The organism is Hymenobacter sp. HDW8 (genome assembly GCF_011305775.1).
Classification (GTDB): Bacteria; Bacteroidota; Bacteroidia; order Cytophagales; family Hymenobacteraceae; genus Hymenobacter; species Hymenobacter radiodurans.
The window spans coordinates 900,895-925,852 of the sequence record NZ_CP049907.1; the positions used below are offsets into that span (position 1 = coordinate 900,895).

Annotated in this window: 22 protein-coding genes; 12 read left to right on the top strand and 10 right to left on the bottom strand. The window is 54.6% G+C overall.

Features of this window, described 5'->3' with window-relative positions; genetic code table 11:
• Window positions 1-112: 112 nt before the first annotated feature.
• Window positions 113-1,516, bottom strand: coding sequence for a GH1 family beta-glucosidase (locus G7064_RS03810; RefSeq protein WP_166072525.1), 1,404 nt, complete (start codon window positions 1,514-1,516; stop codon window positions 113-115).
• A gap of 370 nt (window positions 1,517-1,886) precedes the next feature.
• On the opposite strand from G7064_RS03810, the gene G7064_RS03815 reads away from it, so the two are divergent.
• On the top strand, window positions 1,887-2,525 hold the full coding sequence (locus G7064_RS03815; protein ID WP_166072526.1) for a hypothetical protein: 639 nt from the start codon (window positions 1,887-1,889) through the stop codon (window positions 2,523-2,525).
• 20 nt (window positions 2,526-2,545) lie between these two features.
• Here the strand turns inward: G7064_RS03815 and G7064_RS03820 are convergent, their stop codons facing one another.
• Window positions 2,546-5,365 carry a PAS domain-containing protein gene (locus tag G7064_RS03820; RefSeq protein ID WP_166072527.1) on the bottom strand — a complete coding sequence of 940 codons (2,820 nt, stop codon included), beginning with the start codon at window positions 5,363-5,365 and terminating at the stop codon, window positions 2,546-2,548.
• Window positions 5,366-5,596: 231 nt separating this feature from the next.
• Window positions 5,597-6,595 (bottom strand): glycosyltransferase family protein, encoded by a 999-nt coding sequence (locus G7064_RS03825; RefSeq protein WP_133272511.1) that lies wholly within the window; start codon window positions 6,593-6,595, stop codon window positions 5,597-5,599.
• Between the two features lie 359 nt (window positions 6,596-6,954).
• On the opposite strand from G7064_RS03825, the gene G7064_RS03830 reads away from it, so the two are divergent.
• A complete protein-coding gene (locus G7064_RS03830; protein WP_133272510.1) occupies window positions 6,955-7,527 on the top strand; it encodes a hypothetical protein in 573 nt (190 codons plus the stop codon).
• A 1-nt stretch (window position 7,528) separates the two neighbouring features.
• Here the strand turns inward: G7064_RS03830 and G7064_RS03835 are convergent, their stop codons facing one another.
• Entirely contained in the window at window positions 7,529-8,053 is a 525-nt protein-coding gene (locus G7064_RS03835) for an NUDIX domain-containing protein (RefSeq protein WP_166072528.1), read from the bottom strand.
• Window positions 8,054-8,268: 215 nt separating this feature from the next.
• Between G7064_RS03835 and G7064_RS03840 the strand changes: the two genes are divergently transcribed.
• Entirely contained in the window at window positions 8,269-9,681 is a 1,413-nt protein-coding gene (locus G7064_RS03840) for a DEAD/DEAH box helicase (protein ID WP_166072529.1), read from the top strand.
• Between the two features lie 132 nt (window positions 9,682-9,813).
• Window positions 9,814-10,317, top strand: coding sequence for a hypothetical protein (locus tag G7064_RS03845; protein ID WP_133272508.1), 504 nt, complete (start codon window positions 9,814-9,816; stop codon window positions 10,315-10,317).
• Window positions 10,318-10,466: 149 nt separating this feature from the next.
• Here the strand turns inward: G7064_RS03845 and G7064_RS03850 are convergent, their stop codons facing one another.
• From G7064_RS03850 to G7064_RS03860, 3 genes are all read right to left on the bottom strand, one after another.
• Window positions 10,467-10,646: a hypothetical protein gene (locus G7064_RS03850; RefSeq protein ID WP_133272507.1), complete on the bottom strand. Its 180-nt coding sequence runs from the start codon at window positions 10,644-10,646 to the stop codon at window positions 10,467-10,469.
• A gap of 831 nt (window positions 10,647-11,477) precedes the next feature.
• Entirely contained in the window at window positions 11,478-12,140 is a 663-nt protein-coding gene (locus tag G7064_RS03855) for a helix-turn-helix domain-containing protein (RefSeq protein WP_166072530.1), read from the bottom strand.
• 364 nt (window positions 12,141-12,504) lie between these two features.
• Window positions 12,505-14,262, bottom strand: a complete 1,758-nt coding sequence (locus G7064_RS03860) for a murein L,D-transpeptidase (RefSeq protein WP_166072531.1) — start codon at window positions 14,260-14,262, stop codon at window positions 12,505-12,507.
• A 280-nt stretch (window positions 14,263-14,542) separates the two neighbouring features.
• Between G7064_RS03860 and G7064_RS03865 the strand changes: the two genes are divergently transcribed.
• The 3 genes from G7064_RS03865 to G7064_RS22180 all read left to right on the top strand — a co-directional run bounded on the left by G7064_RS03865 (window position 14,543) and on the right by G7064_RS22180 (window position 17,441).
• The gene (locus tag G7064_RS03865; RefSeq protein WP_166072532.1) at window positions 14,543-16,357 is read left to right on the top strand and encodes a M1 family metallopeptidase; all 1,815 of its coding nucleotides are present in this window, start codon (window positions 14,543-14,545) and stop codon (window positions 16,355-16,357) included.
• Between the two features lie 173 nt (window positions 16,358-16,530).
• Window positions 16,531-17,037, top strand: coding sequence for a cyanophycinase (locus tag G7064_RS22175; protein ID WP_240935712.1), 507 nt, complete (start codon window positions 16,531-16,533; stop codon window positions 17,035-17,037).
• A gap of 50 nt (window positions 17,038-17,087) precedes the next feature.
• Window positions 17,088-17,441 carry a hypothetical protein gene (locus tag G7064_RS22180; RefSeq protein ID WP_240935713.1) on the top strand — a complete coding sequence of 118 codons (354 nt, stop codon included), beginning with the start codon at window positions 17,088-17,090 and terminating at the stop codon, window positions 17,439-17,441.
• Between the two features lie 126 nt (window positions 17,442-17,567).
• On the opposite strand, the gene G7064_RS22935 is transcribed toward G7064_RS22180, so the two are convergent.
• A complete protein-coding gene (locus G7064_RS22935) occupies window positions 17,568-17,984 on the bottom strand; it encodes an isoaspartyl peptidase/L-asparaginase (RefSeq protein ID WP_317172813.1) in 417 nt (138 codons plus the stop codon).
• Window positions 17,939-18,514, bottom strand: coding sequence for an isoaspartyl peptidase/L-asparaginase family protein (locus G7064_RS22940; protein WP_317172814.1), 576 nt, complete (start codon window positions 18,512-18,514; stop codon window positions 17,939-17,941). Before G7064_RS22940 ends, G7064_RS22935 begins: the two co-directional genes overlap by 46 nt.
• 199 nt (window positions 18,515-18,713) lie before the next feature.
• On the opposite strand from G7064_RS22940, the gene G7064_RS03880 reads away from it, so the two are divergent.
• The 3 genes from G7064_RS03880 (at window position 18,714) to G7064_RS03890 (ending at window position 21,107) form a co-directional block, all read left to right on the top strand.
• On the top strand, window positions 18,714-19,145 hold the full coding sequence (locus tag G7064_RS03880; RefSeq protein WP_133272501.1) for a DUF3127 domain-containing protein: 432 nt from the start codon (window positions 18,714-18,716) through the stop codon (window positions 19,143-19,145).
• Window positions 19,146-19,611: 466 nt separating this feature from the next.
• The gene (locus G7064_RS03885) at window positions 19,612-20,397 is read left to right on the top strand and encodes an SDR family NAD(P)-dependent oxidoreductase (RefSeq protein ID WP_240935857.1); all 786 of its coding nucleotides are present in this window, start codon (window positions 19,612-19,614) and stop codon (window positions 20,395-20,397) included.
• A gap of 89 nt (window positions 20,398-20,486) precedes the next feature.
• Complete coding sequence (locus G7064_RS03890; protein ID WP_166072533.1) at window positions 20,487-21,107, top strand: helix-turn-helix domain-containing protein; 621 nt, start codon at window positions 20,487-20,489, stop codon at window positions 21,105-21,107.
• A gap of 273 nt (window positions 21,108-21,380) precedes the next feature.
• Here the strand turns inward: G7064_RS03890 and G7064_RS22945 are convergent, their stop codons facing one another.
• On the bottom strand, window positions 21,381-22,886 hold the full coding sequence (locus G7064_RS22945; RefSeq protein ID WP_317172815.1) for an alpha/beta hydrolase-fold protein: 1,506 nt from the start codon (window positions 22,884-22,886) through the stop codon (window positions 21,381-21,383).
• Between the two features lie 137 nt (window positions 22,887-23,023).
• Here G7064_RS22945 and G7064_RS03900 point away from each other — a divergent pair, with 137 nt between their 5' ends.
• Window positions 23,024-23,728 (top strand): esterase family protein, encoded by a 705-nt coding sequence (locus G7064_RS03900; RefSeq protein ID WP_166072534.1) that lies wholly within the window; start codon window positions 23,024-23,026, stop codon window positions 23,726-23,728.
• A gap of 82 nt (window positions 23,729-23,810) precedes the next feature.
• On the top strand, window positions 23,811-24,905 hold the full coding sequence (locus tag G7064_RS03905; protein WP_166072535.1) for a RimK family alpha-L-glutamate ligase: 1,095 nt from the start codon (window positions 23,811-23,813) through the stop codon (window positions 24,903-24,905).
• Window positions 24,906-24,958 lie beyond the last annotated feature (53 nt).

Below are 24,958 nucleotides of genomic sequence, written 5' to 3' on the forward strand. Positions count from 1 at the left end.
TCGGCAAGCTCAGCATGACCGCCTTTAGTCACTCAAACATCAGCACGCGAGATGCTCGCGCTGCGCTGCATGACGTTCTAGAAGTGTAGGTGTATCAGGCTTGTTCTTACACTTACACCACATCACCCCCTAGCAGCCCCGCGTACCAATGGCCTGAGTCTTTCACGGTGCGCTCTTGGGTATCGTAGTCCACGCGGACTAGGCCGAAGCGTTGATGGTAGCCCTCGGCCCATTCGAAATTATCGGTGAACGACCAGGCGAAGTAGCCATCCACCGGCACGCCCTCACGCTGGGCGCGGAGCACTTGGCCTATGCATGCGCGCAGATACGCTTGGCGGGCCACGTCGGGTACGCGACCGTCGATGAGCTCATCGGGGAAGGCGGCTCCGTTTTCGGTTACGAGCAGGCGGGGGGCATTTTTATAGCTACTAAACTGCTTGAGCATGTGATAAATGCTTTCCGGATACACCTCCCAGCCCATAGTAGTATGAGATACGCCGCGCTCGGCAGCACCCACTAATTTAGCCCATACCAACGGTATATAAGGCGAATGGCGCACTACTTCGCGGGTGTAGTTCTGCACGCCCCAGAAGTCGAAGGTGAAGGGCAGGCGCTCCTCATCCCCGGGTTTCATATAGCGGTTGAGCCAGCCGAGCACGGGTGCTTCGGTCACCGGATAGCCCAGGCCCAGAGCTGGCTCCACAAACAGACGGTTGAGGATGGCGTTGGCGCGAGCCGTGGCGCGCTGGTCCCGAATTAAATGAGGCCGCCAGGGCGTGAGGTGAGAGCAGGAAAACGTGGTGCCGATCTGGGCGGTGGCCGGCAGAGCAGCACGCAGGGCCCGCCCACCTTCGGCCTGAGCTAAGGCAGCGTGGTGAGTGCTTGATAAAAAGGCCCCCAGTCCCCGCCGGCCGGGCGCGTGAATGCCGATCATATGGCCCGCGCCCGTAAACACCATCGGCTCGTTGAGTACCATCCAGTGCTGCACCCGGTCGCTGAGGCGAGCAGCTACGTGCTGGGCATAGTCGGCAAACCAGCCCACAATGCTGCGGTTGGTCCAGCCGCCGCGCTGCTGCAGGGCGGCGGGTAAATCCCAGTGGTAGAGCGTAGGCCAGGGCGTAATGCCGCGTTCCAGGCAGCCATCCACCAGTCGGTCGTAAAAATCTAGTCCTTTGGCATTTACTACCCCAATGCCGTTCGGCAATACCCGCGACCAGGCCACCGAAAAGCGGAAGTTGGGAATGTGGAGCTGCTGCATCAAATCCAGATCGGTGGGCCAGCGGTGGTAAAAATCGGTAGCTATCTGAGCGTGGCTATTGCCCCTGATTTTCTTGGGGTGGCGCACAAATTCATCCCAGATGCTGGGCCCTTTGCCATCGGCGTCCCAGGCGCCTTCGGTCTGGTAAGCCGCCGCCGCCACGCCCCACCGGAAATCAGGACCAAAATCGGCGCTAGTATAGGTCTGAGGAGTAGTTGAGGGGAAGAAAGCGGCGGGCAGGGCGGCAAATTCAGGCATTCAGGTAGTAACTAAGGGAAGCAGGCACCGGCGCTCGAATCAGGAGAAGTGGATGCCCTGATCTGCTTATTTTTGGCTACGCATACGCGTAACCGAGGCTGGAAGGTCAATACGCAGCAATCGCTGAAAAGCAACTTTCAGCGTTACCGGAGGGTTTTCTGTACGCCATAGCTTACATAATGTCGGTGGCGCGTAGCTGCTAAAACGCAACGATTAATGAGGCTTCCAGCCACAAAAAAGCTCGTCGGTTGGCATAAAAACAGCGCACTCGCTTATCTTCTATGAGTTAAAGTCGCAGATTTGGGTTGAGTTTTACGAGTGAATATGAAAGGTAAAGTCGGCCGTTTATTCGCCATTTAACTTGCCAGCTATGCAGAAGAATTTCCTTTTAGGAATTATAGGACTTAGCCTGCTGGTATTTGTCGCGGCATTTGCCATTGGTCGCATCCAACGGGCCACTCCTGCCTTCACTCCGCTACCAACCAGCCGGGGAGGTAGCGTACGCAAGCCCGAATCGGCGGCGGTGCTAGCCCGGCGGGCCAGAATGCAGGATTCGGTGGCTGCTGCCATGCTCGCGCAGAGCACGGCCGCCAACGCCCCTGAGTTGGAAGCCACCGCCGAGCCGGAGCCGGCCGAGGAGCCAATTTTGCCCCCCAAGGCCCCCGCTCCTCCCAAGCCTTCCCCAGCGGAACTCGCTGCCGCCCGGCAGCGAGCCGCCGAAAACCGAATAGCCATTGCCGCGCGACGCGCCCACGCCGACCAGCTACCCGACGAATTCAAGAAATATTACGCCCAGGAGTTGCCCGAAGACGCTATTTCGGATGAGCTGAACGTGCGGGCCCGCATTTCGGGTGCTCAGGCCGAGAATATTACCCTTTCCTCCGCGGCCTTCAATGAAGACAACAAGGATTTCGTGCTTGAGCAGGTGCGCAGCGAGCTGACAGAGCTAGGCTTCAAGCAGGTTTCCATCACAAATGGCAAAGGCTTCACCAGCAAAACCCGCTTCTAAAAGCCGGGCAGTAGCTAGCGCTAACGCTTGAAGTACACGGTGAAGGTAGAGCCCACGCCCACCTCGCTTTCCACCTCAATTTTGCCCCCCGCATTCTCTACCATCTTCTTGACCATGTACAAGCCCACGCCCGAGCCTTCCACGTGCGTGTGGAGGCGCTGAAACATCTGAAACAGCTCTCGGTCACGCGTCAAATCGATACCCAGGCCGTTATCCTGGACTTTCAGCACCACGTATTTATCCTCTGTGCTGCAGTGTAGGCTTACCTGCGCCGGACGGTTGGGGTGACGGTATTTGAGGGCATTGCTCAACAAATTATAGACGACGGAGCGCAGATTTTTCTCCGAAAAAGCAACAGCCGGACAGCTCATCACATCCACCTTCAGCTGGGCTCCGGATTCCTGAAGCAAAGGAGCCAGATCCAGACGCACATCTTCGACAACCTCCGCCAGCATCACCTGACTAGCGGCTTGGCCATGCTCCTTTTGCAGCTTCGAGACGTCGGTCAGGTGATTAATGGTGGATTTGAACCGATCCACGGCACTCTGCATCAGCTCCAGAATGTAGGCAACTTCGCCAGACCGATCTTTCGGGGGTAGCTCTCCCGCCAGCACCTGTACCAAGCCCTCGATATTGGTAATCGGCGCTTTCAAGTCGTGGGAGGCCGTATAAATGAAGTTGTCCAGGTCTACATTGGTGCGTGTGAGCTGGTCGTTGGCGGTTCGCAGCTCCGCGTTCAGAGCCTGAGCCTCGTCGCGGGAGGTGCGCAGCTTTTTGGTCAGACGCTGTAGCGCCAGCTCGGCCAGCTTCTGCTCGTGCACATCGATCACCGTGCCTACCATGCCCTCAAACTCGCCGGCTTCATTAAAGTGGGGCAAACCGCTGTCGGTTACCCAGCGATATACGCCGTCGTGGCGTCGCAGCCGGAAAAGCTTATGATAGAACGCGCGGCGGGCGTTGGCCTCTACAAAGGCTGCTCCTGCAGCAGCGGCATCGTCGGGGTGAATGGCGCTTACCCAGCCCATGCCCAGAGCCTCGGCTGTGGTTTGGCCGGTGAAGGTATACCAAGGCTGATTTAGGTAGGTGCAATACCCTTCCCGATCGGTAACCCACAGCATAGCCGGCGCATTGTCAGCCATCAGACGGAAGGACTCTTCCCGCGCTTCTACCACGCGCCGGGCCTGTACCTGCGACGTGACGTCCTGAACAAAAACGAATACCCCATCAATAGCACCCTGCTCATTTCGCCGGCCCTGATAAGTGAAGCTCCAATACGTTTCCTCCATCACGCCATCCTCGTGCCGGGCCAGCAGCAGGGGCAATTCGTGCGCCACATAGCTTTTTCCTGTCTGATACACTTGGCTCAGCAGATCAGGGATAGGCGAATCGATCAGCTCTGGCACGGCCTCAAGCAAGGGTTTGCCGAGCAGTTCCCGCCCGGGAAAGATTTGCTGGTAAGCGGGGTTAACCAGCTGAAACACCATCTCAGGCCCATCGATGATGACAATGGGCGTAGGCGCTTGCATAAATAGCTTATCCAGCTGCTGCTGCTGGGCCTCGCGTCGCTGGCGCGCCAGTACCTGGTCGGCTACATTGTAGGCGAAGGTGGAAATGCCCACAATCTCGCCATTTTCGCGGTAAGCCTGGTAGGTGAAAGTGAAGTACATCTGCTTAGGCGGGCGGCCATCCGGCTGAGCAATCAGCAAGGGCAGCTCTTCACCGTAGTACGTTTCTCCTGTCTGGTAAACGTTATCCAGCAAGTCTACAACGCCCGCCTCTACGGTTTCAGGCAATGCCTCCGCTACGGAGAGGCCCAGCAGCTGACGGTCGGGAAAGAAAGCCTGGTAGGCCGCGTTGACATACTCGTAGCGATGTTCGGGGCCGCGCTGAATGCAGATGGGCGCCGGAGTGTGCTCAAATATCTGGTAGATGGTTTTGCTGGCCTGGGCCTGGCGCTCGGCAGCGGCCAGCAGTTCTGCCTGAAGGCTTTCGGTCTGCTGGCGGGCGCGAAACTGCTCCGTCACCTCAAAGGCAAACACGAGCACCCCGTCGATCTGCCCACGCTCGTTGCGGCGGGCCTGCTGAATGTAATTGAAATAACGGTCTTCCAGTACCCCATCAGGCCGAGCAACGGGCACCAAGATACCCAGTTCTTCGTGGGTTATTCCGGTCTGATAGATTTGGCGAAACACTTCCACCGATGAGTGGTTGGCCAACTCAGGCACCGCCTCTACGAAGGGCAATCCTAGCAGTTGCCGGCCCGGCAACAGGCGCTGGTAGCCAGGGTTTACCAGTTCGAAGACGAAGTCGGGCCCCGTAAGGATACAGATGGCCGCGGGTGCTTCCATGAACAGGCGCTGCAGTTGCTGTCCTTGTCGTTCGACCTCGGCTTGGGCCTGGGCCACGTCGATGCGGGTGCGGGGCTGATCGGGCGTATCAGTCAGGCTCACCAGTAAGCTCTGGCCCGAGCGGCGGGCGGCTAGGCGGTAGTAGTTCTGGTAGCCATCGGCTTGGTACTGCACATCGTGCTGCCCAGGCTCCCCAGACTCGAATGCATTGAGGTGAAAGGCAAACGTGCCGTATGCCTTACTCCGCGGCCACTGCTGCAAGTGCGTCACCGCGGGCTGCCCAGGCAGGCCCAGCATGCGCTGAGCCGTGGGATTCACGTAAGCAAAAGCGAAATCGATAATCCCGCCGCTGCCGTCCGGGTCGTACACCGGATGATAAATAATCAGCCCAGTGAGCGATACTTCAAGCACGCCCCGTAGCAACTCGTCCAGCGGCTGCAGGTCATGAAGGCCAGGCAATGGAGAGCTTGGGGCAGCGGCAGAATGAGACATTATGGGCAGAGGAAACAAAGTCACCGGGCATTGTTTCCGGCACAGACAGAACAGTTCGAAAAGCTAAGATACTAGGGCAAGTAGGAGCATTAACCAAAAAAGCACTCAGACTTCCCGGCTTAATGCGGGGGCTGAGTGCTTTTGCAGGCTTGTGAACTACTACTATTTTGATAATCAGTTTGTTAATTTATTTAGGCTTTGCCGTCGAGCTTTAATTTTGCCCCCCAGCGCTTACTTCAGGTGTTCGCGCAGCAGCTTATCCAGCACGGCGGCGGTTTCATCGGGATAGTTTACCGGGATGGGCTTGCCAAACTGCAGCCATTGATCGAGGCTATCGAGGTGCTTATCCTTGAGCCCTTTCACTACGGGCACACCCATTTTGGCCAGCGCGGCGGCGTTGCAAGCCTGCTCATACTGGTTTTTCATGGGCACCACGGCCAGTTTTTTACCCAGGAACAGAGCCTCAGCAGGCGTCTCAAAGCCGGCCCCACACAGCACGCCGGCGCTGCGGGCAAGGCTATCGGTAAAGGCCGCGCCGCTCACGGGGCGTACGCGCACATTGCCATACTCCGCCTCCTTCTGACTATGCTTGCTGAACACTTCCCAGCGCGTGGTGCGGCTGAGGTAGCGCAGGCGCTGCACCAGCGTTGCCTCGTCGTAGGCCGGCAGATATACCGTGTAGTGCTCCTCGTTGGTGGGTGTTAAGGCACGTACTTGCCCCCGGATAACGGGCGTATGCGTGCCGGCATCGTAGCGCTCAAAGTGAAAGCCGTAGTGGGCCGTAGCGGGGGCGTAGTGGCGCAGCACCGTGCGGCCTACTACGTCGGGGCGCTTGGGCCGGGGGGCATTTTTGGTGAGCACCGCGCTCTGATGGCTTAAGGCAATGCACGGCACGTGACGCAGCCGGCAAGCCCACGCCGACACGGGCTCAAAGTCGTTAATAACCAGATCATACTGCTCCACGGGCAGCTGCCGCATTTCGCGCACGAATGCGGGAGCGTTTACTTGTCCAAAGGTTTTGGTAAAGCTGATGCCGCCACTTTTGCCAAATACGAATCCCATCCCGTGAAACTGATACTGCACCGGAAAAGGCAACGCCAGGTCGGCGGGCGGACCGCTCACGAGCACATCGAGGTGAGAGGCGCGCTCTTGGAGCAGCGGAATAATATCGCGGGCCCGACTCAGGTGGCCGTTGCCAGTGCCTTGAATGGCGTAGAGAATACGTGGCAAGAGAAAGGGATTAAACGTGAGATAGATAAGTAACAGACGAGGTAGCAAGCTCCGTGCTATTTCGGCATTTATCCGGGTTAAGTATAAATCAGGCCGTTTAAAAGGAGCTTGCAGGCAGCGGACACCCGTATAAATGGACGCGGCTGCGCTAGTATCACAGGAGCAGGCATACGTCAAGGTTGGTTTATGCGCCGCAAAAATTGAGGCGGCCTATGACGCCGAGATTACGCAAGTATTATGGGTTTGTCACGCTTTTTGCAGTGGCGCCGATGCCCCACTAAGCTTCCGCTTTGCGCAGGCTACTCTCCCACTTTTACTGCGCTACCGCGCAGCCTTATTTTCCTTCCTTTACTATCTCCATGAAAAAACTTCTCCTCCTCTGCTGCCTGGTATCTTCTTTTGCTGCTACAGCTCAAAAAAGCCAAAAGAACAAGGAAAAAGAAGAGCGCAAGCAGCGCTACATGCTTCCTCAAAAGGATAAAGACTGCGCTTATATCTCCAATGTAACCAAGAACACTGGCGAAGACTCCGAAGCCAACGGCACCGCCACGCGCCTTGCATACCGCCCCTACGAGGAGTTGCTGACCGAAATTAATGCCCTGCGGAAAATGAATAACTGGGCCGACACGACGTATCAACGCCGTTTCAATAGCTTGCCTGCCGGCGGCAACTTAGTGGTAACCATGTATCGCCGTGGGGCGCAGAACGCCGACCCGAGCCTGTTGACCATCACAGCCAAGAATAAAGCAGGAGAAGAAGTGTTTAACAAGACTCCAGCGGCGGGCTCCGGCCGCTTCTGGAACCGCGACCTTTACAAGAGCGAACGGACTATTCCATTTGTTAAAACTGAAACCCCGCAGCCCCTCACCGTCATCATCACCGATTCCAAGCTCCAGCAGAACTTCGAATACGTGGTAGACCCACAGGGTTAATTCATTCCTTCGGCTTACGTAGTTGTGCCCACTGCACGGCTATCAGCGTTTTAGCATCCTGGATGGGCTCTCGGAGCAGCTCGTCCCAGCTAAACTCTTCCACGTTCAGCTTTTCGCCCTCGCCGGCCTCGCCGCCGCCGAGGGCTATTTTTTCGCTTACCTCAGCATAATAGATCGTTATGCGCTCCGCATTAGCCCCCGGCGAGGGGTAGATCTGGATGATTAATTCTAAATGATCAACTTTGTACCCTAATTCTTCTTTTATCTCACGACGCAGCGCCTCTTCCGGACTCTCACCTTCCTTGTCAAGCATGCCGGCCGGAATCTCTAATACGTCGGCTTCTGCTCCTACTCGGAACTGACGGACCAGTAAATAGCGTTGGCGCTTAGTATCCAGTACCAAGGCCGCTACGGCCTCACCGGGCTCGAACCGGATGCGTTGGTACTCCTCGGAGCCATCCTGCACCGTGAGTTGACTAAGTTTGTAAAAGCCTTTATAGAGGATTTTCCGGTCCTTTATGTTCATAGGTCGTAAGCTTGGCGTGTAAACGTTGGATTTTATCGGAAATAACTAAGCCAGGCGCGGCGTCTGGTTCTGGTTATACGTTCAACCGCCGCAATCCGCTTACGCTCCCGGCACCGCCGGGGGGCTTTTTTCTCTTTTTCGACCGGTTTTAAGCCGCGTTTTTGTCGGCTGCCGCCTACCGTATTCGTTAGGGGTGGCTCCTTTTATCTTTTTCAATGTCATTCGACGAACTCAATCTGATTGATCCTATCCTCCGTGCCTTGCACGAGGAAGGTTACACTACGCCCACCCCTATTCAGCAGCAAGCCATTCCGCAGGTGCTGGAAGGTCATGATTTGTTGGGCGTTGCCCAAACGGGCACTGGCAAAACCGCCGCCTTTACCGTTCCGATTCTTCAAATTCTAACCCAGACGGCCAAAGTAGCGCACGTCTCGCACTCGCGCATTCGCTGCCTAGTGCTCACGCCCACCCGCGAGCTGGCCATCCAGATTGGCGAAAGCTTCGCGGCTTACGGCCGCCACTTGCCGCTGCGTCATACCGTTATTTTCGGGGGCGTGGGCCAATTGCCCCAAACCAACGCGCTGCGTCGCGGCGTGGAAGTTCTCATCGCTACCCCTGGGCGTTTGCTCGACCTGATGAACCAGGGCTTCGTGGACCTGCGCCACGTAGAAGTATTTGTGCTTGATGAGGCCGACCGCATGCTGGACATGGGCTTTATCAACGATATCAAGCGGGTATTGCCTAAGCTGCCCACCGCGCGCCAGACCCTATTCTTCTCGGCTACGATGCCTGGTCCTATTCAGGAGCTGGCCAGCACGATTCTGAAGCCGAACCCAGTAAAAGTGGCCGTTACGCCCGTGTCAAGCACGGCCGATACGGTTTCGCAAGCCGTGTATATGGTCGATAAGCACGACAAAGCCGATTTGCTGGAGCATTTGCTCTCTGATAAAAATATTCGGCGGGTCCTCGTGTTTACGCGCACCAAGCACGGCGCTGATAAAGTGGTGAAAACGTTGGTGAAGGCCGACATTGCCGCCGAAGCCATTCACGGTAATAAGTCGCAGAATCACCGTCAGCGGGCTTTATCTAACTTTAAAGCTGGCAGCATCCGCGTGCTAGTCGCCACCGACATTGCTGCCCGCGGCATCGACGTAGACGAGCTGACGCACGTAATTAACTACGAAATCCCGAATGAGCCTGAGACTTACGTGCATCGCATCGGTCGCACAGGTCGCGCCGGAGCCAACGGTATTGCTCTTTCCTTCTGCGAAGACGAAGAACGCGCTTACCTCCAGGATATTCAAAAGCTGATTCGGCGGCAGATTGACGTAGCAACGCATCCATATCGGTCTACAGCCATTGCGCCGGTGCTGCTAAACGGTCGCGAATCCATTCCGCGCCCGAAAGGTCCAGCGGGTCGCCCAGCGCGGCCTGGCCGCGACGGTGGCGGCGGTGCACATTCAGCTCGTGCTGGCGCTGAATCAACTAGCCGTGGTGGTCAAGGCCGCCCAGCCGCTGGCCCGCGCTCTTCTTCGCCCCGGCCCGCCGGTGGCGAGCGCACAAGCAGCGGTGGCAATGGTGGGGGGCAAAATCGTCGTCGCTACGGCAGCGGCGGCAGTGGCCGCTAGTCACCCAATAAGCTAACCTGAAGCGGGGCCGACGAATAGTCGGCCCCGCTTTTTTGTGAAACAAAACGGTGTTCTTTCGCCTTATATCTCTGGAAGTCGTCCAGTATTTGTCTCAACTCGATCAACCATTTTATGGCTAAGAGCACTCTTCCCGTTATTCAGGCCCTGCGCGATACGGCCCAGCGCCTCGCTACTCAGGCTCCTTATCAATGGGGTCACATGGGTAGTTGCAACTGCGGCCATCTTGCCCAGACTGTCACTCGTCTTACCAAAGCCGAGATTCACGCCCGCGCCATGCAGCGCTACGGCGACTGGGAGCGCCAGCTCATCGACTACTGTCCCACCAGCGGCCTGCCTATCGATCAAACAATTGATGAGATGCTGGCGCTAGGCTTCTCCCGTCAAGACCTTACGCACCTCGAACGTCTCGCCGACCCCGACATTCGGGCGGCTATTCCCTTTGAGCGCCGCAACGCCCTTCGCCACAACCAGCGCGACGACGTGGTACTTTATCTGCGCACTTGGGCAGACTTGCTGGAGAATTCTTTACTAGCCAGTATTAGCCTCCCCAATTTTGCCCCCCAACCAACTTCAGTTCCAATCACTGAGCAACTGACAACGGAGTTGGTCAACTGATAGCGAAACTACTTTTCGAAGGCAAACTGCCTAGGCATACAGAAGCCCCACCTGACTTACGTCGGGTGGGGCTTCTACTTTATATCCTGAGTCTTTCTACTTCACTAATTGAGGCACTACGTCGAGTGCCTGCGTTCAATCAATTATTGCTATTGCTGAATGGAAGGTTCGCTGCTCTGTGCTTTGCGATAATTTTCAGCACGGTGGGAACGCTTGTAGGCCGCATCAGCATTGGGATCTTCCTCCGCATTTGGAGGAACTGAGCAGGAAGTCGTCGTAAGGAGCGAGGTGCAGAAAGCAAACAGCAGAAGCAGACGGAATTTTTTCATGGTCCAAAGGTAAGCACCCCCGTTAAAACTCCCAACTGCTGCGCTAAACGAAAAAGCAGCTTTGGGAACGCAACAAGTTATCATGACTAATTCCGTCTACCAAGAGACGTAGCAACGCACTCACTCAGGCGATTTCGCCAGATAACATTTGAAAACTAATCCCGAAGCTCCACCATTCAAAGACCAATAAAAAAGCCATACAGACAAGCCTGATAGGTAGCTGTACTATGCTTGCAAAGTTGGGGCAGATTTAAGGACTAGTACTAAAGCCTTTAGCGCCCAACAACCCTCCCATTACTTTCACTTTTAACATGAATTAACCATGTCAAAAGGCTTAGCAATCTCTTAAAAGCAGAGAAGCAACTACAACCAATTAATTATAGCCTGTCTTTTGCAATCAAGCAATAAACCTACAGCCCCTAAAACAGCACGTATATGCTACTAGTATTGCTTTGCTCAAATCAGTTTAAACATCTGATTATCCGATCTATATACATTCAATATTCACAAAACAATATCTATATTATACTGCTGTTTTCAACTATAATTATCCTTATTGCTACAGGTATCATTAATAGGCATATGCTATAGATATATCACCTTTTGCGCGCCGCCAAAAAACACATGAAAACAGGTTTGGCTAGATTGTACTTCGGGTAGTATAAAAGGCTGCATACCTCTTATACATTATTTCGAATATTTGCTTCTTTTGTGGATAGAAAGCAGGGCGATATACGTATGTGAAAGCGCCTAATTCTCGCGCTTTTAGATACGTATACGACAGGACTTAGGTAAGTAGGTTGACTACCTTAAGCAGGCAACAGCATTACCCTAACTGGGCATTTCCGGCTGGTATGCAGAAAAGGTGCCATCATGATAAAAGATCACGATACGACGAATCGTTTTGCCCGGCTCCGCAAAAGCAGACAGCAAATCGGGGGAAGGAGGCACCGGGGCAGTGGGGGCCTGGGGGGCATTTTGCGGAGCAGCAACAGCCACTGATGGAGCAAGTGTAGGCTGAGTAGCTACGACAGGCTGAGCTGGCCGAGGTGCCTCCAGACTTTCGGCTGCAGTAGCGGCGTTCACTGGAGTCGGCGGGGCAGTTGCGGCTGCTACCGACTGCACAGGCGGGTCGGCCGTAACAACGGTATCCGTGGCTTCTGCGGCACGTGCTGCCGTGCGTTTAGGGCGCTGATTAGAAGCCGTAGTCCCAGTCCCTAGGCTTGCTTGTGTTACGGCGCTTTCTGGGGCGGCTGGAACTGCGGAAGCAGGTTGAGAAGCTGCGGAAGCCAGCATGGGGCCTTGTCCACTCAGAAGCCACGGCAGTGATATGTCTGGAAAGGCTGCAATTATTTTCTGAAAAACCTCAAGGCTCGGCTTATTACGCCCACTAAGCACATGGCTGATAATCGGCCGGGCCAATCCCAACGCATCGGCAAATTGAGTCGGGCTCAACTGTCGGGTCTGTATTATCTGCCGAATGCGCTCAACCATGGTATGTGCTGTACTAATGCTTTACAAATGTACGAGTATCTAGGAATCACGGACGCATCAAACCTCTAGTTACATTTATAAATTATCTACGCACATCGCGTTACGTATGTTAACATCAATAAACTGTGTCTTAGCAGTTTACAAATGTCAATTGTAAACTTATATATCATTTCCCCGAATATTGAAGCCTGCGTTTGATATTCTCAACTCCTACTCTCTAGCATCTGACACTAGATAGGATGAGGCAAATTTTGAAATGTATAGCCAGCAAAAAGCCCCCGCGACTTAGTGTTCGCGGGGGGCTTTTTGCTGGCCGGCATTCCTATCTAACGCATTAGATGGAATGCAGGCGAGGATATAATCCTTAGTTGAAGTACTGCTGAGCTAGCACCTTATCGTGGCCGTAGATGTCGTCGCGGAAATGAACACCTCCATCTTCGGCTACCCATGCTGTGAAGTATACCAGATACACGGGCAGCTTTTCATTCAGTGTTATGTATTTCTCTCTGCGAGCCTGAATGGTATCTACAATGGTTTCGCGGCTCCAGCCGGGCTTGTTGCGGAGCAGGTATTCGGCCAGCTTGATGGGCTCCTCTACCCGCACACAACCGTGACTGAAGCCGCGCTTTGTTTGGTTAAACAGCTCGTCGTTGGGCGTATCGTGGAGGTAGATATCGTCGGAGTTAGGGAAGATAAATTTGACCTCACCCAAGTCGTTTTTGGGACCCGGACGACGGCGTAGCGTGTACTTAAATGTCTTCTCGTTTACGTTCGTCCAGTCAATAGAGCTTGGATCTACGGGCACCGCCTTGGCACCGTATCCCTTCACCACTTCCATATCCAGGTGATCCAGGTAGCTCGGATCGTTGGCCAGTTTGGGAGCCAATTCTTTTTGGATGATGCTCATCGGCACGTTCCAGTAGGGCGACAACACCACGTATTCCAGCTTATCGCTGAACACCGGGGTGGCGTTTAACGCCTTGCCTACGATCACCCGCATATTGAACACTTCCTTGTTGTCCTCAATCACGTGGAGCTTGTAATCGGGAATATTAACCAGTAAATAATCTGGCTCAAATCTCTTCGGAATCCAGCGCCAGCGCTCCATGTTTAACATGATCTGATCAATACGATCGGCCAGCGGCACGTTGAGCAGACGCAAGGTTTCGCCCCCAACCACACCGTCGGGCTTGAGACCATTTTGCGTTTGAAAGGCCTTCACAGCCTCCACCAATTCGCCTTCATAGACCGCTGCCGGACTCGTATTAGCGGTCGGTGCGGCAGCGGTACCGTTGTTATTTACGGGCTGCACCGGCGTCGCTGCGGGCTCAGATTTGCCCCCCAGCAGACGCTGCCGCAACTGCGCAACGGCCGGCGATGAGCTCCCTGGTTTTAGCTTAGTGCCGGCCGGAATAGTTGGCCAGCCACCATTGCGCTGCAACGCCCGGTAGTCAGCCAACGCCTTTTTCAAAGCATTGTATTCCGGGTGCAGTGGCTCGAATTCATAGTAAGGATAGGTGCTCTCACGCTCCTGAAGAATCGTCATCAGGGCCTTGTGCAGCTTGATCTTGTTGCGCTTTACTCGCCAATCAATGTTCTTGACTTCGCGTGGACTTACCGTTCCCCGATAAAAATCGGAGGCCCAGTTGAAATACGTGCTTGATAAGGCTACATCAATTTCCTTCTCCAAGGCATTGCGCTTGGTCGAATCTGATTGCACCGCCTCCAGATCAGCGAAAAGCTTATCAAAATCCTTGATTTTGTAGTCTTTAGGATCTAAACCCTCGTCGGCGGCTTTTTCAAGCACCCCAAGCATTGTTTTAGCCTGCGGCACCAACTCGTGGTTGCGGAACCATCCTAAGCGGTAGTCCCGCTCCTTATAAAACTTTTTACCCCACTCGATATGCTCCTTGAAAGCGGGCTCGGCGCTCATCTGTCGAATCACGTAAGTGCTATCGAGCTTAGGCTGCGGGCCGCCTGCTTTGGTAAGGGCACCGGGGAGCGCCTCTTTAATCTGATCCTTCTGATCTTGGCTGCATGAGGAAGACGTGGCGAGCACCGTAAGGCCCAGCAGCCAAACCATGAAGGTGGAGAGAAAAGAAAAGCGAAGGAGAGATTTCATATGTAAATAAAGAAGCGACAGAAACGCAGCCAAGACCAAGCAACCTCCTCAACAAGATTAAACCTAAGATAGGTCCTTGTTGGCGGCTTGGGCGTTCTACTGCATTCGGCCCCACGAAGTTTCCGCAGAGCTGAGAATACGCCTCGGGGGGCAATATACACGTTTTGCTCCCACACTTGTATACTGCCTTTCGGCTCGTCGGTGAGGGTTTTGGCTACCTTTACTTCTCTGGCCTTCATTTTTGAGGAAAAGATTAAAACGTATTTTTTGGATTTTGCCAATGCCTACTTCCCCTGCTCCTACCTCCTTCTCAACCTCTGATCCTCACAGCTACGCCCGCCCTGCCGAAGCCCGGGTTCATTACCTGGCCCTTGAGCTAAGCGTAGACTTTACTACGCAAATACTCGTGGGCCAGGCTACCTGGCAGTTTAGCAACCCCAGCGGTGCCACCGATATTTATCTGGATGCGCGCGACCTTCAAATAGAGTCTGTATGGCTCGATGGCCCGGATGGTGCTGCTACCACGTACGAACTGGGAGCCCCCGACGCGGTGCTCGGGCAGGCGCTCCGCGTAGCCATCATGCCGACGACTACGGCCATCACTATCCAGTATCAGACCTCGCCCGAAGCTGCCGCTTTGCAGTGGTTGCCGCCTGCTCAAACAGCGGGTCGGGAGCAGCCATTTCTGTTTACTCAGTCGCAGGCAATTCTGGCGCGCACTTGGCTCCCCTGCCAGGACTCGCCTGGTGTGCGCTTCACCTATGATGCGTGGGTGCGAGTGCCGACCCATCTACTGGCATTGATGAGCGCGGAGAATCCACAGGCGAAAGACCCGCAGGGCGAATACCACTTTCGCATGACGCAGCCCATTCCCGCTTACCTCATGGCCTTGGCCGTAGGCGACCTGAGCTACGCGCCCATCAGTGCTCGCACTGGCATTTATGCCGAGCCTGTCACCTTGCCGGCAGCTGCCTCGGAATTCCGAGACCTAGAAAAAATGGTGGCTGCGGCTGAAGGCCTATATGGTCCCTACCGCTGGGAACAATACGATTTGTTGGTTTTGCCCCCCAGCTTTCCATTTGGTGGAATGGAAAACCCGAGATTAACATTTGTAACACCCACCGTTATTACTGGCGACCGTAGTCTGACCAGCTTAATAGCACACGAGCTTGCGCATTCGTGGTCGGGCAACTTGGTTACAAATGCAACCTGGAATGATTTCTGGCTGAATGAAGGCTTTACGGTCTATTTTGAGCGGCGGATTATGGAGAAGCTGTATGGCCCCACCTACGCCGCCATGCTTCAGGTATTGGGGAATAGCTCGTTGCTTCATACCATAGAGGAAATTGGTCCCCAGAGCCCCGATACCCACCTCTATCTCAACCTTGCCGGCCGCGACCCGGATGATGGCCTCAATGATATAGCATATGAAAAAGGCGACTATCTACTCCTCACGCTGGAGAGCCTGATAGGTCGTCCCCGCCTCGACGCCTTTATTAAGGAGTACTTCGCGCAGCACAGTTTTCAGAGTATGGACACGGCTTCCTTCGTCGCCTACCTCCGCAACGAACTACTGGATCGGGAGCCCGGACTTGAAGAAAAGCTGCAGTTGAATGCCTGGATAAATGGACCTGGCATACCGAGCGTGGCCCCAGCCGTCACCTCGGAGCGCTTCGCGGCCGTTGATGCCGCGCGGCGCCAATGGCAACGAGGTACTTCGGCTGCCGACCTAGTGGTGTCGGAGTGGAGCACGCACGAGTGGGTACATTTTGTACAAGGCTTACCCGCCGATTTAACCGGGGGACAAATTGCAGAATTAGATGCCGCCTTCCAGCTTACTAAATCCGGCAATGCCGAGATTCTGGCTGCTTGGCTCCCGGTTGCCTTAGCAGCCGGTCATCTGCCGGCCGAGGAAGCAACTCAGCGTTTTTTGCTGCGTGTGGGTCGTCGCAAGTTTTTGACGCCTCTTTATAAAGCGCTCCTCGCCCTCCCCGATGGGAAGGCCCGTGCCCAAGCCATCTACGCCCGCGCTCGGCCCACTTATCACGCCGTTGCTACCAGTACTTTTGATGCGCTGCTGGGCCGCCCATCATAAAACCTGCTAAGAAAAAGGTCAAAAGTGAGAGGTTTGAGCTGCTGAGTTGTTAATTGGCTAACCCTATGCCCTATTAATAGAGCTACATTGGGTCAGCCATGGCCCGAAGCTTGCTTGAATTTGAGCTGACTGCTCTGTTGTTTTTTGTGTTGAACTAGTCTAGAATGTTGGTATTGGAAAATCTAAAACCTCTCGGTAAACTGATTGCCATCGGTGGCAATGAAGATAAAGGGACTTACCCCAACCCGCGCACCAAGAAGAAGTATTACCTCAACTTCTTTGAGTTGGGTATTCTAAAACGGATTGTAACCGAATCAGGAAAAGCCGACCCGCGTATTGAGGTTATTACCACAGCTTCCATGATTCCGGAAGAGGTAGCACGCATTTATGTGGCGTCTTTTGCTATGCTCAACTGCCTCAACGTGGGGGTCTTCGATATTCGGGTGCCCGAGGATACGGACCGCCCCGAGCACCTCGACCGCCTACGCGAGGCCGACATTATCATGTTTAGCGGTGGCAATCAATCCCGGCTTACCGAAATGTTCGGTAATACTGAGTTTCTGCGGGTTCTGACAGAGCGCTATCACCACCACGCCAATTTTATCATTGCTGGCACCAGCGCCGGGGCCATGGCGATGTCAAAGGTTATGATTCGGGGGGCAGCGTGCCCGATGCCCTGATGAAGGGTGCCGTCAAAATTGGGGCTGGACTGGGCTTGATGCCGAAAGTTATGATCGACTCGCACTTCGTGAAGCGCGGCCGCTTCGGCCGGCTCATTGAGTGTGTAGCGTTGTATCCTAAGCTAATTGGCATCGGGTTGGGTGAGGACACCGGCATACTTATTACAGAGGGCAATCTGATTGAAACCATCGGCTCCAACTTGGTTGTAATTATGGATGGACACAACTTGGAGCACAATAACGCCAGCCTGGCGAAGAAAGGCGCGGCCCTGTCCATCGAAAACATGGTGCTGCATGTGATGGTGAAAGGCAATATTTATAATATCAAGGAGCGCAAGTTCTATCCGAGCAAAGATATTTTGCCCCCCGTAGCTTCGCCCAAGCCCGAGGCACAGGCATTATAAAACCCTTCTGTTTCTTCACAAAAAAGGCCGCTCTTTCAAGAAAGAGCGGCCTTTTTTGTGAAGAAAGCCTGATGTCCGCGCTGGGAGCGCTACTCCTTATATATATATGTCGCAGCCAAAGCTCAGCTATTTGTCCTCATAAATGGCGGTGAAAAGCGGGCTTTCTGAAGTAAAGGTGCCACGGTACATGCCACTCGAATTGAAGGGCAGCGCCAGATTGCCAGCGCCATCCACCGCAATCAAGCCACCTTCGCCCCCTACCGGCGCCAGCTTATCATGTACTACAATGCGGCAGGCTTCGGCTAAGCTTAGGCCGCGGTATTCCATGAGGCAGGCTACATCGTAGGCGGCCACGGCGCGCATAAAGTATTCGCCCGAGCCCGTGCAGGAAATAGCACAGGTTGTATTATCCGCAAAAGTACCGGCCCCAATAATGGGTGAGTCGCCGATGCGGGAGTAGCGCTTGTTGGTCATGCCGCCGGTGCTGGTGGCGGCCGCTAGGTTGCCATGCCGGTCACGGGCAACGGCACCCACAGTTCCCATTTTCTTCTGGGGGCTTTTTTCGACTCGCTGTGGTCCAGATGAATTCCCCCAGACTCAAGGGCTTCCTGCAACTGGTCGTGGCGGTGCTGGGTAAAAAAGTACTCGTCGGGCTGGGTGGGCAGGTTATGCTCGCGGGCAAACTCCTCCGCCCCCGGCCAGGCCAGCAACACGTGGTCCGACTTTTCCATAATCATGCGAGCGGCGCTGATCGGGTTTTGCAGATTGCGCACGCCCGCCACGGCTCCCGCGCTCCGGTCGCGCCCGTCCATGATAGCGGCATCCATTTCGTGGCGCCCATCATGGGTGAATACGGCTCCCCGGCCGGCGTTAAATAATGGCGAATCTTCGAGCACGCGCACAGCCGCTTCTACTGCATCGAGAGCAGCGCCGCCCTGGCGCAGCACCTCGTGGCCCACTTCGAGCACCTGCCGGAGCGCGGCATGGTAAGCCTGCTCTTTTTCGGGTGTCATTTGGTCGCGGGAGATGGTGCCGGCCCCGCCGTGAATGGCCAGTGCAAAGGTAGATTCCATAAGAAGAAAATGGGTGGAGGCGCCTGAAAGCGCAACATTGAGGCAAAGCATTACTGGCTCCTGGAACCAGTTTCAGGTTGTTTTGGTACTAATAAGTACGCATCTTACGGGCCGGAGTTCGACCCGTTTTTTTAACCGAAACGGGTTTTTTTTCGTACGTTTGACTTCCCATTTTCATCATTTCAACTATTCCTTTTTTATGGCTTACGACGCTACCGGCCGCCTGCACGAGATTTTCGACGAACAGCAGGTGAGTGAAAAATTCCGCAAGCGCGAGTTCGTGCTGGAAGTTCAGGAGGGCCAGTACCCCGAGCATATCAAGTTCCAATTGGTGCAGGATAAGACAGCCCTGATAGATCCTTTCAAAATCGGCGACGAGGTAAAAGTGACGTTTAATCTGCGTGGCCGCGGCTTCAACAAAAACGGCCAGATGCTGTACTTCACCAACCTAGAAGCTTGGCGTATCGAAGCCGGTGCTGGTGGCGGTGCTCCCGCTGCTGGCGGCAACTATGGCAATCAGCAGCAAGCGGCTCCCCGCGCTGCGGCTCCCGCTCAGAACCAAAATCCGAACCTTCGTGCTCAGCCCGCCGCCCCTATCGCCGGCGACGACGACAACGATCTTCCTTTCTAAGCGTTCCGCTTTGCTAGAATCTCTCAATGCCGCCTTCTACCAAGGGCGGCATTGTTTTTTTCGGTTGGGGGGCTTTTTTACTTAGATTTTGTTTCAGCTGATGGTCTTAGGTCATGCAGAGCAACGCAAAGTATCTCGCGTACGGTCGTTGCCAAGCTAAACAATGAAGCACGCGAGATGCTTCGCTCTGCTCTGCATGACGTTCTTTTTCGCTTTCACTACTTACTATATTCCTTTCTGATCAAAGACACTTTTTAGCCTTAAAAAGCCGTTTACTGCCGAACCACTGCCTGTTTCTTAACGTCTGCCCTTCTAAAGCGTACGTTATCTCAATTTTTGCCCCCCACTACTGATTTCGCTTTTCCCTGATGACCGCGTTCTCCGATTTTGCTTCCTCCCCCTGCGCGGTAAAATTGCCCTCGTTACCGGCGCTTCCGGTGGCATTGGCCTCATAACTGCCCGCGAACTGGCGCGACGTGGTGCTCGCGTAATAATGGTGTGCCGCAACCCAGAGCGCGGCGAGCAGGCCCGTACTGCCATTCGCGCAGCCATCGGTTCCGACGCTCAACTCGATTTGCTGCTCTGCGACCTGTCGTTGATAGCCAATGTGCGCACCCTGGCCGAGGAAGTAACCCGGCGCTTCGATCGTCTGGATATTCTGGTGAATAATGCCGGTATATTTCCGGGCCCACTTACCATTACCGAGGAAGGCCACGAGCTGAGCTGGGCCACGAATCATCTGGCAGTGTTTGCACTCACGAATTTGCTGTTGCCGCAGCTACTGGAGGCCCCGCAGGCGCGCATTCTTACGGTAGCATCCGAGGCGCACTGGCTGGGTGAGATTGAGCTCTCGGCCGAAGCCCGCAATGCCCGCGAGAAGTACAGCTCATTTACGGCTTACTGCGATTCTAAGCTAGCCAACATCATGTTCACAAGCGAGTTAGCTCATCGCCTCGACCTAACAAAAGTAACTGCTAACTGCCTCCATCCCGGCATGGTTGACACTGGCTTGGTAAATCCCGGAAGCTCTACCCTGATGAAAGCGATGTGGTGGACGGCCCGGCCGTTTATGATTATCCCCGAAAAAGGCGCCCAAACCAGCATCTACCTAGCCTCCTCGCCTGAAGTTGAAGGTGTTAGCGGCAAGTATTTTAAAAATCGCAAACCCAGCCGTGCCTCCGGACGCTCCCAGAGCCGTCCCGAAGCTGCCCGCCTCTGGCGCCTCTCGCAGGAGGAAACAGGTATAGAATAAGTAGAATCAATTGAGCACAAGACATTTTATCCTCTATCACAACCGGAAGGCTCAAATCAGAGTTTTCTTTCACAACCACGGTATAGCCCATGCCTACGCTGCAGGAAATGATTCGGGAGGGTGAGGGAGAACAGGTAGAATTCAAAAAAAAGACTACTCACCCGACGCGCATTTCGCGCACCTTGGCTTCCCTGGCCAACACCCGCGGTGGGTACGTGCTTGTCGGCGTCGACGATGATGGGCGGATTGTAGGGGTGCGCGATGCGGCAGAGGAAATACATGTGCTTCGTGAGGCGGCCACCCACTACGTAGACCCACCTATCCTACTCACGTTCAAAGAAGTAGAGGAAGACGACCGTACGGTACTGATTGTGACGGTACGTGAAAGCGCGCATAAACCTCACCGCGCCCAAGTGGCCGAAGGTGACTGGCGCGGCTACGTGCGCGTGCGTGACCAAAGCGTGCAAACCAGCAGCCTCACCGAAAAAGTGCTGGAACGCGAAGAGCCAACATTCGAGAAAATTCCGCTAAACAAAGATGAGCTGGCCGTGCTCGATTACCTGCGTACCAACCCGCGCATCACGTTGGCTCAATATCAAAAACTTATCAACGTGGGCCAGCGCCGGGCCTACCGCACTCTCATTAAGCTTGTGCTCCACGGCTATCTGCGCCACCACGATAAGCAGAAGGAAGTGTATTATACGTTATAAAGTGAGGTAACGTCGCTAAACACAAAGCATCAAAAAAGCCCCCCAAATAATATTTGGGGGGCTTTTTCAGGCGTAAGCAGCTTACATATCGCTGCTGCTCTCGCGCGATTTTTTCTTTTCATCTTTGGCGGCTTTCTTTTCTTTTGCCGTCTTGGTCGGCTCTTTCTTTTTCTCTTTGCGGGCGTCTTGTGCTTTAGCCATGACTAGAACAGATGAAGGTGAGAGGTGGACGTATTAACGCAGGCTGCTTAGTCTGTGTTGTGCGCTTTAAAGCTACAATAACGGCAAATACCGTTCATGCAAAATTGTTAAATGATGCGCCTCATGGCCAGGTACTACGTGTACCAAGGCCCGCACACTTATTGGATGGTTATTCGCTAGGCCTACTTTATCGAGGATGTGGGGGGCAAATGACCGATACAGTGCTACCGTACTCGCGCGCACGGCAGCGTGTTCGGCCAGCAAATCGGCCAGCGGACGGGTGTTGGCTTCCGAAGCAGGGGCGTAAGCATTTTCATCAAAGCCCGGCAACGATTGTTGGTCGCCACGAGCGATGCACAGGGCGCGGTAGGCAAAAATGCGCTCCGAATCCAAAATATGCAGAATCATCTCCTTTATTGTCCACTTTTCGGGGGCGTAGGCCAGTAACGCCTGCTCATCAGTGAGGGCACCGAGCAGCGCCCGAACATGAGCACCTTGTTTTTCCAGCAACTCCACCGGATCGATACTATCGGGTACGTGGCGGAGGTAGTTTTCGTAGTAAGCGGGGTATTCGCCACTGAGGGGTTGTTTAACAACTACTGGCTCCGCTGGGACTGGGGTTTCGACTGTTTGGGGGGCTTTTTTGGGTACCGCCAAGCGTCGTTGTCGGCTTAGGCGCTGGGCGCTGCCCCAGTTCCGCTTAGAGGGCAGAGCGCCGGCGGGCAGCCAGGCATCGGCGGGCCGGGGCGTCGTTTTGCCGAAGGCCCAACGCAGAAAGTCCGGCATGATGCGGCCCCATGTTTCCTGGTTGTGCCGGCCGCCAGCCACTTCCACGTAGCGAATATGCTGATCAGAAATACCCTGACGGATTAGTTCCGCCATCAGATCCAGTGTATCCTCAATCGAGTCGATAATGCCGTTGTGGTTACGGTCGTTGGTCTCGTCCTGCGTACCGGTTTGGAGCCAAAAGCGGTGACCGGGATGCGGCCGACCCGAGCGCACCAGCGCATGCATGATTCGGTCCGCATCAATGTAGCCGTCTTCGAAGGCTTTGCGCCGCCACCAGAATGAGCCCGAAAAAACGCCTACCCGCGTAAACGCATCCGGGTTGCGCCACACTAAATCAAACGCCATGAGGCCGCCCAAAGAGAAACCCGCAAATACGGCTTGCTCCGAATCGGTGGTCACATGGTATTTCTGCTGCACATAAGGCAGCAATTCTTCCAGCACAAAATCAGTGTAGAGATGCGCTTTGTTGCCGCGGTCCAAGTAATCAGGCCGGCCGGAGGTGCCGTATTCGTGCATCCGGTCGCCGGCATGAATGGCAACCAGCACAAACGGCCGCAGCGCCTGCTGTTGATACAGCGCATCGAGGGTAGCTTTTAGGCGCAGGCGCCGCAAATCCTGGCCATCATTCAGATACAAAACCGGATAAGGCCCGTGACTGGCGGGGTCGAAGGCCGGCGGCAACACCACATCAAGCCGCACCGTACGCTCTAAAGCAGCTGAACTGAGTGCTTCGTCGCGTACTACTTGTACGGTGGCAGCTTGGGAAGGCGAAAAAAGTGACTGATTCATTACTAAAACTAAATCGGCGGACGCTGTATTAGGCTTGCAAGGTACCTTTTTCCGGTTCTTAGCTGAAGCTTACATGGTGCAATGAAATATTTCATTACTTTTCTCCAACTCTCCTCTCCCTCTAAGTTCTTACGATTTTGCACGAAGAATACCGCACCTTTTATTCCCAGCATCTTGGCCATGCCATCGAAATGCTGGTTTTTGGTACGCATGGGTACCCAATCGTAATTTTTCCGACCTCGGGCGGACGGTACTACGAAGCCAAGGATTTTCTGCTGGTCGAATCGGTACGCTGGTTTATTGAGTCGGGCAAAATCAAATTATTCTGCCTCGATAGCCGCGACCACGACAGTTGGTACGGTAAGCACCTTCACCCCGTCGAGCGGATCCAAAACCATAACCGCTACGACCGTTTCCTCCATCAGGAATTTGTGCCTGCGCTCCAGCAGGAGTGCCACGTCGATAAAATTGGAGTGGCCGGGTGCAGCTTCGGTGGCTTTCACGCCCTCAACTTCGCCTTTCGGCACCCCGAGCAGGTAGCTTATTTATTTACGATGGGCGCCGCCTTCGACATGCGGCGGTTTCTGGATGGGCATTACGACGAGGACGTGTACTACAACAACCCGCCGCAGTACATGCCCGATGCCCAGAATGAGCATTTCCATCAGATGAATATCGTGCTGGGCACTGCTGAGCATGATTTCTGCCGCTCAGGCAATGAGGAAATGTCCGGCATCCTGCACAACAAGGGCATCCGGCACTGGCTCGACATTCGGCCCAATGGCAGCCACGACTGGCCCATCTGGCGCGAAATGTTTCCGCATTATTTGTCCCTGATGTAAAATTGCCCCCCAAGCCTTTTCACAGCGTCAAGCTCAGCCTGACGTCCTTTCATATTGAACACCTCCCTAAGACCTTAACACCATGAAAAAAATCGGAATCCTCTTTGGCCAGGAAAACACTTTCCCTCAGGCTTTTGTCGATCGGGTAAATGAAAAAGCCGGCGGCGAATTCACCGCTGAGTTTGTCTCCATCGACCAAGTTGAGCAGAATGTGCCCACTGACTATGCCGTTATCATCGACCGCATTTCCCAGGATGTACCCTTTTATCGGGCTTACCTCAAAAACGCGGCCCTGACCGGTACTGCCGTCATCAATAACCCCTTCTGGTGGAGCGCCGACGAGAAGTTTTTCAATAATGCCCTAGCCGTGCAGCTTGGCGTGCCCGTACCGCGCACCCTGCTCCTGCCCTCCAAAGAGCGCCCCGACGACACCAGCGAGCGGTCGTTCCGCAATCTGCGCATGATGGATTGGGACGCGGCCTTCGAAAAAATTGGGTTCCCCGCCTTCATGAAGCCTCACTCCGGCGGCGGCTGGAAAAGTGTGTACAAGCTCCACAACCCAGAGGAGTTTTTCCGCGCCTATGCCGAAACCGGCCAGCTAGTAATGCTGCTTCAGGAAGCCATTGAGTTCGACGATTATTTCCGTTGCTACTGCATCGGCGGTAAGGAAGTACTCATTATGCCTTACGAGCCCCGCAATGAGTTTCATCAGCGCTATGCTACCCAGATGAAAACCACTGGCCCCGCCGGCGAAAAGCTTCTGGCTACCATCAAGGATTATGTGTTGCGCCTCAACAAAGGCTTGGGCTACGACTTCAACACCGTAGAATTCGCTGTGCGCGATGGTATTCCAATTGCCATCGACTTTGGCAACCCCGCTCCCGACGCCGACGTGAACTCGGTGGGCCAGCAGAACTTTGAGTGGGTGGTAGAAGCCGCCGCCAACCTCGCCATCGAGAAGGCCCGCGCCTACCAGCCCGGCCGCGACAACCTGACCTGGGGCACGTTCGTGCAGCGTTCGGCCCAAAATGGTTTCCAGGATGCAATTCCGGCGGGCAAAACGGCTGCTAAAAAGTCTGCTGCGCCCAAAGCAGCTGCGCCCAAAGCCGCCGCACCGAAGAAAGCAGCAGCTCCGAAGAAAGCGGCTGCTCCTAAAGCTAAAAAAGCTCAGGAATAGTATTTGGGGGGCTTTTTTATAGTGAGTTTTTAAAAAAGCACCCCAACGCTTTT

Bases quoted from the DNA above. Each gene is read 5' to 3' on its own strand.
- G7064_RS03835 (WP_166072528.1), bottom strand. From the start codon at position 8,053: ATGAACATAAAGGACCGGAAAATCCTCTATAAAGGCTTTTACAAACTT.
- G7064_RS22945 (WP_317172815.1), bottom strand. From the start codon at position 22,886: ATGAATCAGTCACTTTTTTCGCCTTCCCAAGCTGCCACCGTACAAGTA.
- G7064_RS03860 (WP_166072531.1), bottom strand. From the start codon at position 14,262: ATGAAATCTCTCCTTCGCTTTTCTTTTCTCTCCACCTTCATGGTTTGG.
- G7064_RS03810 (WP_166072525.1), bottom strand. From the start codon at position 1,516: ATGCCTGAATTTGCCGCCCTGCCCGCCGCTTTCTTCCCCTCAACTACT.
- G7064_RS22935 (WP_317172813.1), bottom strand. From the start codon at position 17,984: ATGGGAACTGTGGGTGCCGTTGCCCGTGACCGGCATGGCAACCTAGCG.
- G7064_RS03845 (WP_133272508.1), top strand. From the start codon at position 9,814: ATGGCTAAGAGCACTCTTCCCGTTATTCAGGCCCTGCGCGATACGGCC.
- G7064_RS22940 (WP_317172814.1), bottom strand. From the start codon at position 18,514: ATGGAATCTACCTTTGCACTGGCCATTCACGGCGGGGCCGGCACCATC.
- G7064_RS03830 (WP_133272510.1), top strand. From the start codon at position 6,955: ATGAAAAAACTTCTCCTCCTCTGCTGCCTGGTATCTTCTTTTGCTGCT.
- G7064_RS03820 (WP_166072527.1), bottom strand. From the start codon at position 5,365: ATGTCTCATTCTGCCGCTGCCCCAAGCTCTCCATTGCCTGGCCTTCAT.
- G7064_RS03815 (WP_166072526.1), top strand. From the start codon at position 1,887: ATGCAGAAGAATTTCCTTTTAGGAATTATAGGACTTAGCCTGCTGGTA.
- G7064_RS03880 (WP_133272501.1), top strand. From the start codon at position 18,714: ATGGCTTACGACGCTACCGGCCGCCTGCACGAGATTTTCGACGAACAG.
- G7064_RS03905 (WP_166072535.1), top strand. From the start codon at position 23,811: ATGAAAAAAATCGGAATCCTCTTTGGCCAGGAAAACACTTTCCCTCAG.
- G7064_RS03840 (WP_166072529.1), top strand. From the start codon at position 8,269: ATGTCATTCGACGAACTCAATCTGATTGATCCTATCCTCCGTGCCTTG.
- G7064_RS03850 (WP_133272507.1), bottom strand. From the start codon at position 10,646: ATGAAAAAATTCCGTCTGCTTCTGCTGTTTGCTTTCTGCACCTCGCTC.
- G7064_RS03890 (WP_166072533.1), top strand. From the start codon at position 20,487: ATGCCTACGCTGCAGGAAATGATTCGGGAGGGTGAGGGAGAACAGGTA.
- G7064_RS03855 (WP_166072530.1), bottom strand. From the start codon at position 12,140: ATGGTTGAGCGCATTCGGCAGATAATACAGACCCGACAGTTGAGCCCG.
- G7064_RS22180 (WP_240935713.1), top strand. From the start codon at position 17,088: ATGATCGACTCGCACTTCGTGAAGCGCGGCCGCTTCGGCCGGCTCATT.
- G7064_RS03865 (WP_166072532.1), top strand. From the start codon at position 14,543: ATGCCTACTTCCCCTGCTCCTACCTCCTTCTCAACCTCTGATCCTCAC.